This is a genomic window from Pedobacter frigidisoli (assembly GCF_004331675.1).
Taxonomy (GTDB): Bacteria; Bacteroidota; Bacteroidia; order Sphingobacteriales; family Sphingobacteriaceae; genus Pedobacter; species Pedobacter frigidisoli.
Map to the genome: position 1 here is coordinate 1 of NZ_SJSN01000014.1, position 14,911 is coordinate 14,911.

At 36.9% G+C, this 14,911-nt stretch carries 17 protein-coding genes; 6 read left to right on the forward strand and 11 right to left on the reverse strand.

Translation table 11 applies throughout. The annotated features are described in order from the left end of the window. Positions 1 to 579: 579 nt before the first annotated feature. Complete coding sequence (pth, locus tag EZ449_RS16400) at positions 580 to 1,140, forward strand: aminoacyl-tRNA hydrolase (RefSeq protein ID WP_131560827.1); 561 nt, start codon at positions 580 to 582, stop codon at positions 1,138 to 1,140. Positions 1,141 to 1,356: 216 nt separating this feature from the next. Here pth and EZ449_RS16405 read toward each other — a convergent pair whose 3' ends face one another. Then, positions 1,357 to 2,022 (reverse strand): tetratricopeptide repeat protein, encoded by a 666-nt coding sequence (locus EZ449_RS16405; RefSeq protein WP_131560829.1) that lies wholly within the window; start codon positions 2,020 to 2,022, stop codon positions 1,357 to 1,359. Between the two features lie 122 nt (positions 2,023 to 2,144). Then, positions 2,145 to 2,579, reverse strand: a complete 435-nt coding sequence (locus EZ449_RS16410; protein ID WP_131560831.1) for a hypothetical protein — start codon at positions 2,577 to 2,579, stop codon at positions 2,145 to 2,147. A gap of 78 nt (positions 2,580 to 2,657) precedes the next feature. Between EZ449_RS16410 and recF the strand changes: the two genes are divergently transcribed. Together recF and EZ449_RS16420 are read left to right on the forward strand one after the other, a co-directional pair. Continuing rightward, the gene (recF, locus tag EZ449_RS16415) at positions 2,658 to 3,761 is read left to right on the forward strand and encodes a DNA replication/repair protein RecF (protein WP_131560833.1); all 1,104 of its coding nucleotides are present in this window, start codon (positions 2,658 to 2,660) and stop codon (positions 3,759 to 3,761) included. After that, positions 3,754 to 4,044, forward strand: coding sequence for a DUF721 domain-containing protein (locus EZ449_RS16420; protein WP_131560836.1), 291 nt, complete (start codon positions 3,754 to 3,756; stop codon positions 4,042 to 4,044). Before recF ends, EZ449_RS16420 begins: the two co-directional genes overlap by 8 nt. A 235-nt stretch (positions 4,045 to 4,279) precedes the next feature. On the opposite strand, the gene EZ449_RS16425 is transcribed toward EZ449_RS16420, so the two are convergent. From EZ449_RS16425 to EZ449_RS16435, 4 genes are all read right to left on the reverse strand, one after another. Further along, on the reverse strand, positions 4,280 to 4,783 hold the full coding sequence (locus tag EZ449_RS16425; protein WP_131560838.1) for a hypothetical protein: 504 nt from the start codon (positions 4,781 to 4,783) through the stop codon (positions 4,280 to 4,282). Between the two features lie 92 nt (positions 4,784 to 4,875). Next, the gene (locus EZ449_RS22715) at positions 4,876 to 5,052 is read right to left on the reverse strand and encodes a hypothetical protein (protein WP_165499796.1); all 177 of its coding nucleotides are present in this window, start codon (positions 5,050 to 5,052) and stop codon (positions 4,876 to 4,878) included. Positions 5,053 to 5,110: 58 nt separating this feature from the next. Next, the gene (locus EZ449_RS16430; RefSeq protein ID WP_131560840.1) at positions 5,111 to 5,881 is read right to left on the reverse strand and encodes an FKBP-type peptidyl-prolyl cis-trans isomerase; all 771 of its coding nucleotides are present in this window, start codon (positions 5,879 to 5,881) and stop codon (positions 5,111 to 5,113) included. Positions 5,882 to 6,010: 129 nt separating this feature from the next. Continuing rightward, the gene (locus EZ449_RS16435) at positions 6,011 to 6,430 is read right to left on the reverse strand and encodes a nucleoside-diphosphate kinase (protein WP_131560843.1); all 420 of its coding nucleotides are present in this window, start codon (positions 6,428 to 6,430) and stop codon (positions 6,011 to 6,013) included. 116 nt (positions 6,431 to 6,546) lie between these two features. On the opposite strand from EZ449_RS16435, the gene EZ449_RS16440 reads away from it, so the two are divergent. From EZ449_RS16440 to EZ449_RS16450, 3 genes are all read left to right on the forward strand, one after another. Next, positions 6,547 to 7,557: a DHH family phosphoesterase gene (locus EZ449_RS16440; RefSeq protein WP_131560845.1), complete on the forward strand. Its 1,011-nt coding sequence runs from the start codon at positions 6,547 to 6,549 to the stop codon at positions 7,555 to 7,557. Positions 7,558 to 7,600: 43 nt separating this feature from the next. After that, positions 7,601 to 8,590, forward strand: a complete 990-nt coding sequence (locus EZ449_RS16445; RefSeq protein WP_131560848.1) for an FKBP-type peptidyl-prolyl cis-trans isomerase — start codon at positions 7,601 to 7,603, stop codon at positions 8,588 to 8,590. Positions 8,591 to 8,813: 223 nt separating this feature from the next. After that, positions 8,814 to 9,785 (forward strand): FKBP-type peptidyl-prolyl cis-trans isomerase, encoded by a 972-nt coding sequence (locus EZ449_RS16450; protein ID WP_131560850.1) that lies wholly within the window; start codon positions 8,814 to 8,816, stop codon positions 9,783 to 9,785. A 66-nt stretch (positions 9,786 to 9,851) separates the two neighbouring features. Here EZ449_RS16450 and EZ449_RS16455 read toward each other — a convergent pair whose 3' ends face one another. The 5 genes from EZ449_RS16455 to EZ449_RS16475 form a co-directional block, all read right to left on the reverse strand. Beyond that, the gene (locus tag EZ449_RS16455) at positions 9,852 to 10,274 is read right to left on the reverse strand and encodes an SH3 domain-containing protein (protein WP_131560852.1); all 423 of its coding nucleotides are present in this window, start codon (positions 10,272 to 10,274) and stop codon (positions 9,852 to 9,854) included. A 7-nt stretch (positions 10,275 to 10,281) separates the two neighbouring features. Continuing rightward, positions 10,282 to 10,746 (reverse strand): BON domain-containing protein, encoded by a 465-nt coding sequence (locus EZ449_RS16460; RefSeq protein ID WP_205943028.1) that lies wholly within the window; start codon positions 10,744 to 10,746, stop codon positions 10,282 to 10,284. A gap of 168 nt (positions 10,747 to 10,914) precedes the next feature. After that, positions 10,915 to 11,388: a CYTH domain-containing protein gene (locus tag EZ449_RS16465; RefSeq protein WP_131560854.1), complete on the reverse strand. Its 474-nt coding sequence runs from the start codon at positions 11,386 to 11,388 to the stop codon at positions 10,915 to 10,917. Continuing rightward, positions 11,388 to 13,337 carry a beta-N-acetylhexosaminidase gene (locus tag EZ449_RS16470; RefSeq protein ID WP_131560856.1) on the reverse strand — a complete coding sequence of 650 codons (1,950 nt, stop codon included), beginning with the start codon at positions 13,335 to 13,337 and terminating at the stop codon, positions 11,388 to 11,390. The genes EZ449_RS16465 and EZ449_RS16470 overlap by 1 nt, the downstream gene beginning before the upstream one ends. A 183-nt stretch (positions 13,338 to 13,520) precedes the next feature. Next, a complete protein-coding gene (locus tag EZ449_RS16475) occupies positions 13,521 to 14,885 on the reverse strand; it encodes an aldehyde dehydrogenase family protein (protein WP_131560858.1) in 1,365 nt (454 codons plus the stop codon). Positions 14,886 to 14,911: the final 26 nt, after the last annotated feature.

A 14,911-nucleotide genomic window follows, 5' to 3' on the forward strand; every position in this document is an offset into this window, starting at 1 on the left:
ATGGAAGAGTATAACGGGTAGAGCGCGGAATTTAATGAAGATGGGTGTAGTAAAGTCAAGGGCTTATCAGTTGTCTAATACCCGTAAGGGGTACTGTAGGACTGCAAACAGCCCGACATTACTTACAACCCTCGACAAGAAGTTCTTTATTGGCCTTGGACTAGATGGATTCGCAAATTATTACTATTGGAAAACGACACACCAAACGAAGTTATTCTAGCAAACCGCTGTATACCGAACGGTACGTACAGTGGTGTGAGAGGACAGATAGGGAACTAATCCCTATCTTCCTACTCGATGAACAGGATTTAAGGATGAAAGGATTTTTTCCTTCGGGTTGATTACACAGATTAAGGGAGTACACAGATTAGTTTTTCCTCAAGATGGTTTTTCTTTCAGCATTGATCTTTTTTCCTTCGGGTTGATTACACGGATTAAGGGATGACACTTATTGTTTTTTCCTCAGGATGGTTTTTCTTTCAGCTTTAGTCTTTTACCTTTAATCTTTCCGCTTTAGTCTTTTTGCTTTGGTCTTTAGTCTTTCTTTCAGCTTTACTCTTTTTTTCTACATTTGCACTCATGAAATATCTTATAGTTGGCTTAGGGAATATCGGACCAGATTATGCGCATACCAGACATAATATTGGGTTTGATATTGCTGATGAGTTGGTTAAGAATCTAGATGGAAGTTTCGAAAATATCCGATTGGCTTACTATGCTGAAGTGAGCTTTAAAGGCAGAAAACTTCATGTAATTAAGCCTACAACTTTTATGAACTTGAGCGGTAAGGCGGTTAACTATTACATGAAAGAACATAAGATAGCGCCAGAAAACGTATTGGTAATTGTTGATGATTTGGCTTTACCATTAGGTAAACTCCGATTAAAACTTCAGGGATCGAGCGCTGGCCATAATGGCTTAAAAAGTATTGAGGAAGTTTGTGGCGGACAAAACTATGCCCGCTTGCGTTTTGGTATTGGGAGCGATTATCCTAAAGGTCGTCAGGTTGATTTTGTGCTAGGCCTTTTTGATAAAAAGGAGCAATTGGAGCTTCCAGCGTTGATTGACAAAAGCGTTGAACTGATAAAAAGTTATGTTACAGTTGGGCCTGCGCATACCATGACGGCTTTTAATAAGTAGTTGTAAATGACGATCATTCTAAACCTGATCGTAGCGGCAGCTCCCGATAATTCATCGGGGCTACAGCGTAGAGCAGGACAATCATTAAAAAAATCTCCTGTCTTTGCTTTTCTAAATATTTTATTCCTTTAATAAATAGTTTAAGCTCGCCCTGACGAAATTGCAAAAAAAAAGACCACCTTTCGATGATCTTTCAATATTATGGTAGTTAAAGAATTATTTAACTTTTCCTTGTGCTCTTGCAATATAAGCATCAATTAATTGTGCTTCTGTGCTTTCAGGATATTGAGTTTTGATTTTTGTGTAAGCATCAACTGCTCCGCTAAAGTCGTTAAGGTTTTCGTTAACTAAACCTAATTTCTTAAGGAACATTGGCGAGGTGAATTTGCTTGCCTTATCTGATGCTTTCTTGTAATAAGTAGCAGCTTGTTTATAATCCTTAAGTTCGCTATAAGCATCGCCTAATAAGCCTAAAGCCAATGGATCTGCAACTGGGCTGCCCGTAGCGCTATATTTGCTTAAAGATTCTACAGCTTGTTTGTAATCGCCTTTACGTAAATAAATACCACCTAAATAAAGGTTTGCTAAGTTTGCCGATTTTGTATTGTCGTATTCTTTTGCAATCTCCTCTAGGCCTGGATAACCACCTTCGCCTTTAATTGCTTTGTTAGATAAAGAATCTACTCCAACATATTGCTCTGCTTTGTACATTTTACTAGAGGCTTCTTCGGCACGGCCTTTTAAATATACGCCTTGGTACCAAAGATATACTGCAATTAATAATACTACAGCGCCAGCTATGAATAATAAGCTCTTGTTATTTTCCTGTAAAAATGAACCTTTTTTAATTGGTTGAATTGTCTGATTATCTGTTGTAGACATGTTTGTTTAAAAAATTTAAGATTGCAAAAATACATTTTTCAATCAAAGTATCAATCTTTATTTTGAAGTATTTGATTAAACAATAGTTATTTAGCTGCAGAATTAAGAATATGTGCTTTATTTTAGCGGAGTAGGCTTATTAAGGTGTTAAACCAAGTTTGGTTATCACTAAAAATGCCAGTGTGGTTAATTACAAGATAAATGGTTTGGCTTTCTGAACGGCCTACCGCAGAGCGAATGCGGATGGGTTGCCAAAAAGCGCCGAGGTTTTTTGCTGAAGATGCAGGGAATAATTCATCGAATCCCATGTACACTTCTTCTATCTTTGATAATGGGAGTTCTAATTTTTCATCACCTGTGATGAATAAGCCGTTTGAAGCCAACAAGATATTGCCCTCATGATTGTGGATTGGCTTTAAAAAAGAGAATAATCCTGCGATTTTCTTAATCCAGCTTGGGCTTTTATCTTCGGTAAGTTCATGATCGTAAGACCAAAGAACATTACCCTCTAACATTTTTTGTGCAACCATGTAATTTTCCTTGCTATGAATGTACAATTTTTTTATCCCTTATCAACCTTTATTTTAAACATTGGTTATTTAGAGGGTAAAAAACGGTAAATTTGTGACATATTTATGTGGTTAAAGAATATTACCCTTCTAAATTTTAAGAATTATACCGATGCCAATATCCCATTTTCGGAGACAGTAAATGTTTTTACCGGAAATAATGGTTCTGGAAAAACGAATATGCTCGATGCTATTCATTACCTGTGCCTCTGTAAAAGCTACTTCAATCCGATAGATGGTCAACAGATCAAAATGGGAGAAGAGGTTTTTATGATTCAAGGTGATTTCGATCGAAACCACAAAAATGAAAAGATCAGCTGTGGCGTAAAACGTAATCAGAAAAAGCAGTTTAAACGGAACAAAAAGGAATACGATAAGCTCGCCGATCACATTGGCCTTTTCCCGGTGGTAATGGTTTCGCCGTATGATGTTAACCTGATTATGGAAGGGAGTGAGGAACGGAGGAAATTTATTGATAACGTAATTTCGCAAACCGATTCGCATTATCTTGATCAACTGATTACCTACAATCGGATACTTTTGAATAGAAATGCTTTTCTAAAACAGATTACCATCACCAAGAGATACGACCCAACATTATTGGAGATTTTGGATGAACAATTGATTATGGCTGGCAATAAGATCTTTGCCATTCGTAAAGCTTTTATGGATGAGTTTATACCGCTGTTTAACCAATATTATACCTACCTTACCGAAAACAAGGAAACTGTTGAGCTGAATTATCAGTCACAATTGAATGAAACTTCTTTTCATGAGCTGCTTAAAAAATCGGTGGAAAAGGATCGCGTTTTAGAGCGCACCACTACTGGCATACATAAAGATGAATTGGCGTTTGTGATCAGTGAAATGCCACTGAAGAAGTTCGGTTCTCAAGGTCAGCAGAAATCTTTTTTAATTGCACTAAAGCTTGCACAATATGCTTATTTAGCAAAAAATAAAGGTTTTAAACCCTTGCTTTTGTTAGATGATATTTTCGATAAACTAGATGATAACCGCGTTCAAAAGTTAATGCAGATGGTTTCCCACCATGATTTTGGGCAAATATTTATTACAGATACAGGAATAGAAAGGGTAAAATCAATTTTTGAAAAAATAAAAGTTGAGGTAACTTTATTCGAAGTAGAAGAAGGACAGATAAAAAATGCGTAAGCCCAATGATTTAACCATGAAAGAGGCCGTTAGCAAAATGCTAGATGTGTATCGTTTACGCCGCAAGTTCGACGAAACTTCCATTTTGGCGGTATGGCCAGAAATTATGGGTACGGCTATTGCCAATAGAACTACCCAAATTTATATCAAGGATAAAAAGCTCTTTATCAGAATTGAATCTTCTGTAATTAAGAACGAATTGGTTATGGTTCGCCAAGGTATTATACAGAAACTGAACGAACACGCCGGGAGTGAGGTAATTAACGAAATGGTGTTTTTGTAGAGATTTTACCTTTTAACCTAAGTTCGGCTATAAACTTTTGCAAATTAATTATTTGGGCGTTTATTGATAAGTTTCTATTTTTTTGGCATCAATGAGCTCTGCAAAGCTTCGGTTTAACACGCTGTCCGCTGTATCCCCGATGAAAAATCGGGGGATGCCGCTTCAATCGTTAACGCTAGCAAATCTTAAAAAATATTATCAATAACCATCATTTGTATAGCTCACGTTTTAAAATCTAAAACTCATACATATTATTTCCCCGCAAGTTCTCAATTGCAATAATTGCATTTTCCTCCAAAGCCTGGCGACTAAGCGATTCTCTTTCCATTTGCGCAGACTTAAAGCCGTATAAATTAAAAAATGTTTGTGTGTGAGTGTTATACTTGCTTAAAAAATCTGTTAACGATAATACATCAGCATCGAAACCTTCATTTTCGAGGTTAATCTGACAGGAGCTTTTGTAAGACATTAAAATTTCGCCATCATCTGTTTCCATGCCATTAACTTGAACGCTCCACTTATTTGGATCATCTGTAGGGATTATGGTATCGGTCCATTCGATTCCGCCAACACTAATAAGTATTTCGAAGGTGACAATCATTGTCTTTACTGAATCGACTATAATACATTCAAACCCAAATCCAGATTCATAACTATTTCCATTAAGGCTTTCTGCTACATGTTCCTCATTGAAAATGTATTCATTTACAGTAATCGGCTGTACGTTAAATATTTTCATCTTTACAATAATATAAAAAAGGCTGATAAAATTTAATTTACCAACCTTTTTTATGGATTTGGGGTTCAAGACTTACGACTCGAAACTCCAATCTAACTTCTTCCTCCTCCAAATATTTTGGAAAGAATCCAGATAAGTAGTGCAACAACTATTACAACTACTATAACGCCAGACCAAACGCCGGCTTTAAATATACCTCCGATCAGTTCACAACTGCTTAAGGTAGTGCATAAAAATGCAATTAATGCTATTGGAAATACTTTTTTCATATTGATGCTAATTTCTAATAAGCTAACATCGAATACGGAAGAAAGTTTTAGGAAAACCTTATTTACCGTTAACCTTTAACAATTCTACTTCAAAAATTAATGCGCTGTATGGTGGGATATCGGCACCAGCACCACGTTCGCCATAAGCTAAGTTATAAGGAATGAAGAACTTGTATTTTGAGCCAGCAGGCATGAGTTGTAAGCCTTCTGTCCAGCCAGCAATTACCCTGTTTAATGGAAAGCTAATTGGCTCACCTCTATCGTAAGAGCTATCGAATTGTTTTCCATTTAATAATGTTCCTTTATAATGAACCAAAACTGAATCTGTAGCTAAAGGCTTAACACCTGTTCCAGCATTTAAAACCTCATATTGTAATCCGCTAGGCGTGGTTTGAACGCCAGCACGTTTTCTGTTTTCTTCTAGAAAACTTTGTCCTTCTTTTATCATGGGTGCATATTTAATTTTATTTGCCTCAGTTTCTGCCTGATTCTTTACGAACGATGCCTTACTTATTGCTTCGTTGATGCATTGCTGTGCTTGTTGTTGGGTTAATACCGCTTTTCCACCAGTAAAGGAATCCTTTAATCCCTTTAATAAAACTTCGTAGTTAAGCGTTGATAAGCCAGTTGATTTCAAGCCCGTACCAATTGATGTACCAAATGCATAACTGGTAGAATCTAAGCTCGATTTTAAACTTACTGGAACTGCTGTTTTTATAGCGGTTACTGTCGTTTTTTTCGCAATTGGCTTTTTAGCTGCAGGCTTTGTTTGTGCGTAAGATGTTAAGGCGGTACCGGAAATAAATACCGCTATGAAAATTCTTTTCATTTGTGTGCTATTGTAATTAGTGCTAACGATTAATAGGATGGAATATTTTTAAGCTCGAAAGATACAAAACTTATAAAACAATAAAACCCCGAATATTCGAGGTTTTAAGAAATAACTTATTGCTTAGAACTAGAAACGTTCATCTGCCTTGAAAAAGAAGTTTCCTTCAATTTCTGCGTTCTCATCAGAATCTGAACCATGTACCGCATTTGCATCGATAGATTTTGCATATTTCTGACGGATTGTTCCTTCTGCAGCTTCAGCTGGGTTAGTAGCACCGATTAATTTTCTGAAATCTTCAATTGCATTGTCTTTTTCCAAAATAGCTGCAATGATTGGTCCTGAAGACATGAAGTTAACTAAATCCTTGTAGAAAGGACGTTCAGCGTGTACCGCATAAAACTGACCAGCAGTTTCTTCAGTTAGCTTGGTATATTTTAATGCAACGATTTTGAAGCCTGCATTGGTAATGTCGTTTATGATCGATCCAATATGGCCGTTTGCAACTCCATCCGGCTTGATCATTGTAAAAGTTCTGTTAGTGCTCATTGTGTTTGTTATCAAATTTTCTGCAAAAATACGTTTTAATTGATGAATATTAAAAGGATAACGTTAAATACGCAACATTAATATTTATTTTTACTTAGCTTTGCAGCGCAAAAATTATGTTGACACTAACTGACTTAAAATCCCTATTGGCTACGCCACAACGAATTGTGATCACTACGCATCATAAACCTGATGGCGATGCGATGGGTTCATCTTTAGGTTTATATGGATATTTAATTCAAAAAGGCCACCATGTTAGGGTAATTACGCCAACTGATTATCCAACTTTTTTGCATTGGATGCCCAATAACTCAGATGTAATCATTTTTACTGAAGCACAAGAAGAGGCAGCTAAATTAGTTGATGAAGCTGCAATAATCTTCTGTTTGGATTTTAATACCTTAAGTCGCATTAACGAATTAGGGGAATTGGTTCGAGCTGCAAAAGCCAAAAAAGTAATGATTGATCATCACTTAGAGCCTGAAGATTTTGATGATTATCGCCATTGGGATATTAATGCTTGTGCAGCGGCTCAATTGGTTTATGATTTTATTGTCAATCAGTTAGAGGATGGCGAAACCATTAATAAGGATGTTGCCGCTTGTTTATACACCGGTATTATGACGGATTCTGGATCTTTCCGTTTTCCATCGGCAAACTCAGAAGTTTATCGTATAGCTGCAAACTTAATCGATTTAGGTGCCGATCATTCTAAAATTCACCAATTGGTTTATGATAATGCAAGTGAGAACCGTTTACGTTTTTTAGGTTATTGCCTATCGAACAAACTAGAAGTTTTAAGGGATTACAATACCGCAATTATAGCCGTTACAAAAGATGAGTTGGCACAATACCACAGTGCAACAGGAGATACTGAAGGGGTTGTAAATTATGCACTTTCCATCAATGGAATAAAATTAGCTGCACTTATTGTAGAACGCTCTGACAAGGTTAAGTTATCGGTTAGATCAACTGGCGACTTTCCTGCGAATGAAATTTGTAAGAAATATTTCAACGGCGGCGGACATAGAAATGCTGCAGGTGGTGCAGCAGAGAAACCATTGGCAGATGTGGTAGCCGAATTTAAATCTATTTTAGAGGAATATAAAGAACAATTACTCGCCTAGTAGGCAAAAACATAAATAAAACTTAAAAAGTCAAATAAATTAAATGAAAAAGGGAATTATTATTCTAGTAGCAGCAACTTTAGGTTTAGCGGCTTGTAACAAAGAGAAAAAGGGAGCCGGAGGCTTATTGTACACTATTCACCATTCAGAAGGAAAAGAGAAAATTAAGGAAGGTGATATTGTGAAGATGAATTTCGTTCAAAAAAACGATAAGGATTCTGTGTTATCTAGCACATACGAAAGTGAAATGCCAGCAGTATTTCCTGCACAAAAGAAAATGTATGCTGGTGATATGAATGATGTTTTAACATTGTTTGGAGAAGGCGATAGCGCAACTTTCAAGGTTAACTTGGATACAATGGCTACGAATAGCAAACAGCCTAAACCAGAGCAGTTTAAGAATGATAAATACATCACTTTTACAGTTAAAATTGAAAAGGTTTTCAAGAAAAATGCTAACGAAGCTGATTCTTCTTTCCAAAAAAGAGCTACAGAATTTTTTCAAGCTGACTTCAAAGCAACTTCTGCCAAACAAAAAGCTTCTGAACCTGCAAAAATTAAAAGCTTTATCGAGGATAATAAATTAAACGTTAAAACCTCTCCAAGTGGTTTAAACTATATCATCGAAAAGCCAGGATCTGCAGATAGAGCTACCATTGGCGATACTTTATTGGTTAACTACGTAGGTAGAATTACTAAAAAAGATGCAAAAGGTAAATACAAAATCTTCGATACTAGCGATGAAAAATTAGATAAAGCAGAAGGAAACTCAAGACCAGGTAAACCTTATGGCCCACAAAAAATGGCTGTTGGACAAACTGTTCCAGGTTTCGACGAAGCTTTGAAGATGATTGGTAAAGGTGGTAAAATTAAGGTTGTTATCCCTTCTAAATTAGGTTATGGCGAACAAGGTGCTCCACAAGCAGGTATTATGCCAAACAGTCCAATCGCTTTCGATTTAGAAATTGTTGATATTATTAAAGGAAAACCAGGCGCAGCAGCTCCACAAATGCCTGCTCCAGTGATGAGATAATAATTTTCAAAATATAGATACTAGTCCTGCTTAAATATTTAAGCAGGATTTTTTTTATCAAAATTTTGCGAATAACGTTCTCATGTGTACAAATAATACATTTCTCAGATTTATATAAAACTTATTATAACCTATCTTTGTAGTGATCTATAAAATAAATCGAGCATCAGAAGATGAAAGGAGCTTAGTAAATTCTTTCATTTCTTGAAATAATAACAATTAAATGAAAAGAGGAATCATTATTCTATTAGCAGCAGCTTTGGGCTTGTCTGCCTGTAACAAATTTGAAAAAGGGGAGGGCGGCATGACTTACAAAATATATAAAAGTGAGGGCAAGCCAAAAATACAAGAGGGTGATTATGTAAAGTTAAATGGTGTTGAAACCGTAGAAACCACCACCAATCCTGATTCGGTAATGGTAAATACTTACGATAATGAGCGTCCTGCATTTTTTGCGATTACAAAGGCAATGTTTAAAGGTGATTTAACCTCAAGCTTAAAATTATTAGGCGAAGGAGATAGTGCAGTTTTTAAGTTGAATTTAGATTCAATGGAAAAATATTCTGGTCAGCCAAATCCTAAAACCTTAAAATCGAGGTTTGCAACCTTTACCATTAAGATTGAAAAGGTTTTGCATAAAGGAACAGATGCCGATTCTGTTTTTGATGCTAAAAAAAGATTATTCTTCGAGGCAGAATATAAAGAGTTGAATGAGAAAAATAAGATTGTAGAGCCGAAGAAAATTGCAAAATATATCGAGGAAAATAACCTTAAGGTTTTAACTACGCCATCGGGCTTAAATTATATAATTGAAAGACCAGGCAATGCTGAAAGAGCTACGTTAACAGATACCGTTGTGATGGATTATACCGGTCAGTTTACGAACAAAAAATCAGATGGTAAAATAAATGTTTTCGATACCTCGAATGCTAAAGTTGCAAAGGAAGCTGGGGTTTATTCGGAAAGCGTACAGTACGTTCCGCGTAACTTACCTTTGGGACAACTGCCTCAAGGTGTTGTTCAGGGTATCCAAATGATTGGCGTTGGTGGCAAGATAAAAATGATTCTGCCATCGAAGTTGGCATTTGGTGAAAACGGTGGAGGACCTTTTAATCCATTCACACCATTGGTTTTTGATGTAGAATTGAAAGGAATTGTAAAGCCAGTTGCTGGTGGTCCACTGACACAGAAATAACACACGGAAATAACACACAGAAAAATCCGCAACATATTACACGTTGCGGATTTTTTGTTTCTAGGCCTAAGCTTGTGCTTCTAGATATTGTGCGTAACAATAACCTTCTTCACCATCTTTGGTTCTAACCAACCACCATAAATCGTTACTTCTATTTACCAAAGTAATAATTTCATCATGAGCAGCTTTGCCCACGATTGGCTGGTCAGTTCCTGGCCCTTTACGAATATTTAAATTACTACTTTGCGTAACTACTTTTGCATGGGTTACTGCCGCATCGATGGATACATTTACGTTCAAAACTAAATCTCCTGAAGTAAAATTGGGATCAATTTGATTATAAACTTCCCAAAGATGATCTTTAGTAGCGCCATCAGCTGCGGTTCCATCAATGTATAAAATGCCATCTTGTTCTCTAACGGCCAAATCAGTTATACCAGCTGCAGTTGCTGCATCGGTTAGTGCCTTGTATTTCTCTTCTAATGCCATGATTCAATTATTTAACAGTTAATTTGTTATCAATTTTCTTAGGTTTCAATGCACTTAAATGTTGCATTAAGGTAATTAATGATGCTTTGTTAATTTCGCCAGTAAGCGTAACCACGCCATCCTTAACATCAGCCTTTACCGTTGGAAAATCTTTGGTAGCATCAGCTACATTTTTCGTTAAAATGGGATCTTCGGCAATAACTACAGGCATGTCTGCCGGTTTCACGGTTAAATTATTTACAACTGATTTAGCGCCCTTTTCTGCTTTTGCAATTTCCTCTGCCTTAACTTTAGCGGCATCATCCACTACTTCGCCTGTTAAGGTAACTTCGCCTTTGGTTACTGCCACGGTAATACCTGCAGCTTCTTTAGCCTGAATTGCAGATTGAATATCTGCATCTTTTGGTGAGCAACCCGCAAAAAATAGCGACGCAGCAATTACCATGCTCATAAATAATTTAGTTGTTTTCATCCTTTTTGTTTTATGTTGATTTTAATTATAATGCAGAAATAGAATTTTTGTTTTAACAAATTCCTTTTTTATAAATTAATCGGGGATGATTATGATGCAACCAATATAGTAAATGAATTTAGCTTTCTTAATTTATCTTTTATGATTTTTTTGTTAACGTTATAAAAGCTAAACTTTCCAATCTTTATAAGGATACATGGTTAGATTTGAATTGTAATATTTCTTATCGTGAGTAACTTCCTCAGCAACCCAATGTGGTAAATCGAATTGTTCATCTTCGGATTCTAGTTCAATTTCGGCAACGATTAATCCATCGTTTTCGCCTAAAAAAACATCAACTTCCCAGAGCTTACCTTGGTGCGTAATCTCATGTCTGATTTTTGCTAGTTTTGATTCAGAGAAATTATCGAGTAATTCCGTTGCCTCTTCTAAAGGGATTTCGTATTCAAACTCTGATCTTGATGCACCAATGGAAATGCCTTTAATCGTTAACCAAGCTTGTGTTTCTGTAATTCTTACCCGAATGGTTTTGTTAGGGTCGGTTAAAATATAGCCTTGTCTGAAATGTTTTCCAGCAGGTTTATCTAGCTTTAGCCATTCAGTATGATTTAAAAGGAATTTACGTTCTATTTCTTTGCCCATTACTTCGATCTTTTCTGCAAATCTGCTATTGGCATGCTAATTAATCGGCCAACTGGTTGCTTCCCTTTGTAAGTAATTACCCGTAACATACTTGCATCTTTTGGTGGAATTAAAGCTGCGGTATATTTTGGATAAAAACGGTCCGGCGTAGAGTTGTCAAAACTGTAATAGATATCCAAACCATCAATTTCGGGTGTTAATTCAATCATGAGTTGCTTATCAGACGAACGTTTTACAGCGATAATCGGGTCGTAAATGGCTGGTGAATATTTTACTTCGGCTAAATCCAAACGTTTAAAGTGTTGTTCTGTACGGTCGATAAAACTAGTCCAGTTCTTTTTCTCAATTGGGCTCCAAATAGATTCAGAAATGGCGAAAGCTCGTGGCCAAAGCATGTACTGAACCTGGCGAAAAGTAAAAATTTGTTCTGTCCATAGATTTGCTTGTGCACCAATGATATACTTAGGATCGGCACCTGCTGGAATAGGATTAAACTGATAGGTCTTATTTAATCTCAACGATGCGTAAACCCGAGGCTCGGTAATTACATCTGCCTGCATGTAATCTAAGTACGCAAAATCAGTTGGACTCATTACCACATTGTGCTTTTCTTTGGAAGCTTCAATCCCGTATTTAAGACCTCTCCAGCTCATCACCGATGCCGTTGGCGATACACCTCCCTCTAAAATTTCATCCCAGCCCATAAATTTTTTCCCTTTTGAGATGACTATTTGTTCCAATCGTTTTTCGAAATAAGCCTGAACTTGTGGGATGGTTTTTAATCCCTCACGTAACATTAACGCCTTAACTTGATCATTTTTCTCCCAAAAATTATGAGGAGCTTCATCACCACCCATGTGGATATATTCGAATGGGAATAGCTTGGCTACTTGGGTAATTACCGAATCTAGAAAAACATAAACCTTTTCATTTGCAGGGCAGAGTGTATTATCAACCAAAGCTGTTGGTGGTGCACCACGACTCCAGTCCATAATTTTCTCACCTGAGCGTACTTTATAATTTGCCGCATCGGGTGTGCAAGATAAATCAGGATAAGAAGCAATTGCGGCTAAACTGTGGCCAGGAACATCAATTTCGGGCATGATATTTACAAAACGTTCTTGCGCATATTGAACGAGTTCCTTAATATCCTCTTGGGTATAAAATCCGCCATAAGTTCGAGGCTCATCAGCTGTTGGAGGAGTGAAATCGCCGAAAGTTCCCGTTTTTTGAACACTCCATGCACCAACTTCAGTTAGTTTTGGTAAGCCCTTAATTTCGATTCTCCAGCCTTCATCATCAGTTAAATGGAAGTGTAAAAGATTGAATTTATAACGAACCATATTATCGATAAACTGCTTCACTTCATCTTTGGTGAAAAAGTGGCGGGCGACATCGAACATTAGCCCTCTCCAGCCTAATTTCGGATAATCAACTACATCAACGCATGGTAATTTCCATTTTACATTGGCGACAACTTCCTTACTCTCAATTTCAACAGGGAAAAGTTGAATTAGTGATTGAACGCCCCAAAAAATACCTGCAGGTTTGTTCGCAGTAATTACAATTTGAGTGGGATTTACATTTAACTTATATCCCTCCAAACCTAATAGTACATCATTTTGAGTATTTAAGATCAATTTTATTGTTGGATGATTTGCTGATGTAACTGAACTTACAAACCTGCCGGTCGCTCGCTCAATCCTTTCAGAAAGGAAAGCAACAGATTGTTTCAAATCTTCACTTTTTGATGCCTGAATACTAATATTTTCTGGCAAAGTAAACGTTCCTGCTTTCTTCATTAACGAAACCGGTACGGGAATGATGGCGATTGAGGCCGTTGAAATAGCGGTTTCGGCATCGCCGATTTCAGTTTCGTTAACTAAGGTTTGAGCGTATGAGTTGGCAGCAAAAAAGCAGCAGGAAATAATCAGGAATAGTTTTTTCATTGAATAATAAATTGCGGATTAACCGAATAAGTATTAATTCGCAATTTATTAAAAAAGATTTAGATGTGGTTTAAATTTGGGTTATTACTTATTCTATTGTCACGTTGAGCCTGTCGAAACGCAATATAGATCTTCGACAAGCTCAGACTGACACGTAGAAGTTCAAACAGCTGAATACTTTAACTATCCTCTTAAATGATAACCTTTTGGTTTGGTAAATGCCCTCAATCCCTGATGAGAAAGTGTTGCGCCAATGCCCGAGAATTTTCTGCCACTCCATGGTAAGGCGGCACTCACTCTATCACAGCAATTCCAGTAACCGGAACCAGAATCCAGCTGACTTAGGATTTTTTCTGCCCGAGATTGGTCGGCGGTGTAAACCGATGCTGTTAAACCATAATTTGTGTCTTGCATCATTTTTAAAGCTTCTTTGTCATCTTTAACTTTCATTATACCGATAATGGGACCGAAACTTTCTTCCCGCATCACTAACATATCGTTGGTAACATCAGTTAAAACAGTAGGTTCGAAAAAGTAACCTTTCCCCTCAATAGCTTTACCGCCAGTGATTAAATTTGCTCCTTTATCCAAAGCATCTTTAACCTGATTTTCTAAAACCGCAATCTGGTCTTTTCTGGTTAATGAGCCCAAATAAACACCATCGACAGTTGGTAGGCCACTTTTCCAGCTTTGTACTTCATTAACAAAAGCCGTTAAATAATCTTCATAATTTTTCTCGTGAACGTAGATGCGCTCAACCGAACAACAGCTTTGTCCGTTGTTGTAGAAAGCGCCATCGGCTGTTCCAATTGCTGCATTTGCGACATCTGCTACATCTTCAGCAATGTACAAGGGGTCTTTTCCACCCAATTCCAGCTGACAAGGAACCATTTTCGCCGCCACTTTTTCATAAATATATTTTCCGGTTTTGTACGAGCCCGTGAAAAAGTAGCCGTCGAAATTCATATCCAACAATGCCGAGCCTGTTTCTCCTGCACCAATTGCGACCTGAAAAATTTCTTCAGGAATACCTGCTTTTTTTAGTAATTTTTCAATTCTGATGCCTGTTAAAGTTGCATATTCTGATGGTTTATACATCACTGCATTACCACTCAACAAAGCCGGAATAAATACATTTACACCAACCAAATAAGGATAATTCCATGCTGAAATGTTGCAAATTACGCCTAGTGGTTCATATTTGATGATTTCTTTTAAGCCTGGTTCTTCCACCATTGTCTCATCTGCCAGATACTTTTCTGCATTACCGAGTATCCACTTTATTCTCGCCCTTGCACCGTTAATTTCGTTGCGAGATTGTTGTAGCGGTTTGCCAACTTCGCTTGTTAAAATTGCAGCTAAACCCTCAATTTCATTTTCTAAAAGGTCGCTGAAAATACTAAGAATTGCTATTCTTTCTTGCAAGGATAACTTTGCCCAATCTGGTTGAGCTTGCTTTAAGGTATTGAATTTGATTTGAAGAGATAACAGATTATCTTCTTCTAAAGTGGAAATAATTTCTTCTGTTGCCGGATTGATGATTTGCATACTGTTTATTTTTTTTTGCCACGGAA

Excerpts from the sequence above, each read along its gene's own strand:
- pth (WP_131560827.1), top strand. The coding sequence starts at position 580 with ATGAAATATCTTATAGTTGGCTTAGGGAATATCGGACCAGATTATGCG.
- EZ449_RS16405 (WP_131560829.1), bottom strand. The coding sequence starts at position 2,022 with ATGTCTACAACAGATAATCAGACAATTCAACCAATTAAAAAAGGTTCA.
- recF (WP_131560833.1), top strand. The coding sequence starts at position 2,658 with ATGTGGTTAAAGAATATTACCCTTCTAAATTTTAAGAATTATACCGAT.
- EZ449_RS16420 (WP_131560836.1), top strand. The coding sequence starts at position 3,754 with ATGCGTAAGCCCAATGATTTAACCATGAAAGAGGCCGTTAGCAAAATG.
- EZ449_RS16425 (WP_131560838.1), bottom strand. The coding sequence starts at position 4,783 with ATGAAAATATTTAACGTACAGCCGATTACTGTAAATGAATACATTTTC.
- EZ449_RS22715 (WP_165499796.1), bottom strand. The coding sequence starts at position 5,052 with ATGAAAAAAGTATTTCCAATAGCATTAATTGCATTTTTATGCACTACC.
- EZ449_RS16430 (WP_131560840.1), bottom strand. The coding sequence starts at position 5,881 with ATGAAAAGAATTTTCATAGCGGTATTTATTTCCGGTACCGCCTTAACA.
- EZ449_RS16435 (WP_131560843.1), bottom strand. The coding sequence starts at position 6,430 with ATGAGCACTAACAGAACTTTTACAATGATCAAGCCGGATGGAGTTGCA.
- EZ449_RS16440 (WP_131560845.1), top strand. The coding sequence starts at position 6,547 with ATGTTGACACTAACTGACTTAAAATCCCTATTGGCTACGCCACAACGA.
- EZ449_RS16445 (WP_131560848.1), top strand. The coding sequence starts at position 7,601 with ATGAAAAAGGGAATTATTATTCTAGTAGCAGCAACTTTAGGTTTAGCG.
- EZ449_RS16450 (WP_131560850.1), top strand. The coding sequence starts at position 8,814 with ATGAAAAGAGGAATCATTATTCTATTAGCAGCAGCTTTGGGCTTGTCT.
- EZ449_RS16455 (WP_131560852.1), bottom strand. The coding sequence starts at position 10,274 with ATGGCATTAGAAGAGAAATACAAGGCACTAACCGATGCAGCAACTGCA.
- EZ449_RS16460 (WP_205943028.1), bottom strand. The coding sequence starts at position 10,746 with ATGAAAACAACTAAATTATTTATGAGCATGGTAATTGCTGCGTCGCTA.
- EZ449_RS16465 (WP_131560854.1), bottom strand. The coding sequence starts at position 11,388 with ATGGGCAAAGAAATAGAACGTAAATTCCTTTTAAATCATACTGAATGG.
- EZ449_RS16470 (WP_131560856.1), bottom strand. The coding sequence starts at position 13,337 with ATGAAAAAACTATTCCTGATTATTTCCTGCTGCTTTTTTGCTGCCAAC.
- EZ449_RS16475 (WP_131560858.1), bottom strand. The coding sequence starts at position 14,885 with ATGCAAATCATCAATCCGGCAACAGAAGAAATTATTTCCACTTTAGAA.